Consider the following 2963-nt stretch of genomic DNA (forward strand, 5'->3'; position numbering starts at 1 on the left):
CTGCGGGGCGAGGTTGTTGTCTTGCCGGGCAAAACGCATTCGTACCGGACGTGGTCGGAGCGGATGGGCGCCTATGCACAGAGCCGAAAGCTGCTGAGGGAAGCCGATTATTGGCGGCAAGAGCAGAGCGTGAACGTGCAATCGCTCCCCAAAGACGGAGAAAGCGGCGGAGCGCGTACGATCGGAAGCAGCGCAAGCACGGCGATTAGTTTAAGCGAGAAGGAAACGAAAAACCTGCTGACGGGAACGCATCATGCGTACAAGACGGAAATGAACGACGTGCTGCTCGCGGCGCTTGGTTTAGCGATGCAGGAATGGACGGGTCATGAGACGTTGGCGATTCATCTGGAAGGCCATGGCCGGGAAGAAGTATTGGGTGACGTGGACGTGACGAGAACGGTGGGGTGGTTTACGAGCATATATCCGGTCGTCTTCGAAATGAAGCAGGCGGAAGGGATAGCCTACTGGATCAAATCGTTCAAGGAGAAGCTGAGACGGATCCCGAACAAAGGCGTGGGATACGGCGCGCTGAAGTATTTGACGCCAAGGGAGAAAAGCGGCCTAGGAAGCGGAATGGCGCCGGAAATCAGCTTCAATTACTTGGGGCAATGGGATCGGGAAATGGCTGCTGGGGCGATGTCGATGTCGGCCCTTTCTGCAGGAGCGTCGATGAGTCTGCAGTCGGAACGCATCCATACGCTGGACATTGCAGGAAGCGTAATGGAAGGGAAACTGACACTGAGCGTGACGTACGACAAGCAGGAGTACCGTGAAAGCACGATGCAGGCATTGCTGGTCAACTACAAAAAGCAGCTGCTTTCGATTGTCGACCATTGTATGCAGAAAGCCGAGGCCGAGCCGACCCCGAGCGATGTGGGCAACGTATCCATGCCGCTCGCCGTTTTCGATAACCTTCGCAAGCAACTGGCAAGTAGCGGCGAGATCGTGTCCATGTACCCACTTTCTCCGATGCAAGAAGGCATGCTGTTCCAAGCGTTAATGGAGCCACAGTCGTCCGCATATTTTGAACAAATGTCGTTTGTGATTCAAGGGTCGCTGCAAGAAGCGAATCTGGAGAAGAGCCTTTCTCTTCTGATGGAACGGTACGATATTTTTCGAACGGCGTTTGTGTACGATGCATTGGAAAGACCGTTACAAGTTGTGCTGAAGAAGCGCAATCCGTCGATCGTTTTCGAAGATTACACAGTATTAACGGAAGAGGAAATCAAGATCAGAGAAGAGCGCTTCAAACAATCGGATCGGGAACGAGGATTCGATCTTACGAATGAGGCACTGTTACGGATTGCCGTGTTGAAGACAGGAGAGAGCCGATACGAGATCGTATGGAGCCACCATCATATTTTGATGGATGGCTGGTGCATGCGTATTGTCTTGAAAGAGTTCTTCTATATATACGCGCAGCTTTGCAGCGGCAAATTGATAGAGTTGCCTGCCGTGAAGCCCTATATCTACTTCATCAAGTGGCTGGAAGAGCAGGATCGGGAAGAAGCACTGGGCTACTGGAGAGATTACTTGTCGGGATACGAGCAGCGTACGGCAATCCCTGTAAGCGGCAATTCTATCAAAGGGGCATACATGCTGGAAGAAATTCATCATACGTTTGGGGAGATATTGACTGAGCGCTTGACGAAAATGAGCAAACGCCACAACGTGACGATGAACAATATGATGCAAACGGTATGGGGCATGTTGCTTCGCAGATATAACAACACCGACGATGCGGTGTTCGGGGCGCTTGTGTCGGGGCGTCCTGCGGAAATTGATGGCGTCGAGCACATGGTGGGACTGTTTATTAATACACTGCCGGTTCGGCTAAGCCCGAACGAAGATGCGGAAACGTTCATCGAGACGGTCAAACGGATACAGCAGCGAGCGCTGGATTCGGAAAAATACGATTACGTTTCTTTAGCAGAGGTTCAAGCACAATCGGAACTGAAACAAAACTTGATCGACCATCTGTTTGTATTCCAGAACTATCCGGAAGTCTATGACATAAATGGGCAATCCAATGACCAGGATTTTCAGGTAACAGATTTCCAGGGATTTGAGCATACCAGTTACTCGTTAAGCGTGATGATGCATGTGCATGCGAACCAACTTAACATCAAAATCGGGTTCAATGCGTCGGAGCATCAACTAGACCGAATAAACCGTCTTCTAGAACATCTGGAGATTATCCTGGAGCAAGTGGCGACACGGCCGGACATGCGTCTGGACGAGATCGAGCTGGCTGGGGAAGAAGAGAAGCGTCAGCTGCTAGAGACATTCAACGATACGAGGACGGAGTATCCAAAGAACAAGACGATTCACGCGCTGTTCGAGGAGCAGGCAGAGCGGACGCTGGAAGCCGAGGCGGTCGTATTCGATTCTGGGCGAATGACGTATGGGGAGCTGAACGCGAAGGCGAACCAGTTGGCGCATGAGCTGCGGTTGCGCGGCGTCGGATCGGATCGGATCGTGGGGATTATGGCAGAGCGCTCGGTGGAGATGATCGTGGGGATTCTCGCGATTTTGAAGGCCGGCGGGGCATACTTGCCGATCGACCCGGCGTATCCGGCGGAGCGGATCACGTACATGCTGGAAGACAGTGGCGCCGATCTGCTGCTCGTCTACGGGGAAGCGGAAGTGCCGCAAGAGTACGAAGGAATCGTGCTGGACCTGGCGGACGCGTCGCTGTACACGGGCGATACTGCGAACCTGACTGTAGCAAGCGGGCCAAGCGATCTGGCGTATATCATCTACACGTCAGGATCGACAGGACAGCCGAAGGGCGTAGCGGTCGTCCAACGCGGCGTGGTGCGGCTGGTGAAGGAAACGAACTATGTGCGCATCACGGAACAGGATGTCTTTTTACAGGCATCGACAATTTCCTTCGATGCAGCGACATTTGAAATTTGGGGAAGTTTGCTGAACGGTGCGAAGCTGGTGCTGATGCCGCCGCA

General features: G+C 53.1%; 1 protein-coding gene. It reads left to right on the plus strand.

The window, feature by feature from the left end:
* Positions 1-2963, plus strand: a 2963-nt coding sequence (locus tag ACX1DY_RS31290) for a condensation domain-containing protein (protein ID WP_458968024.1), incomplete at both ends; no start/stop codon positions are given.

The sequence above is a fragment of the Paenibacillus sp. BAC0078 genome (genome assembly GCF_054483875.1).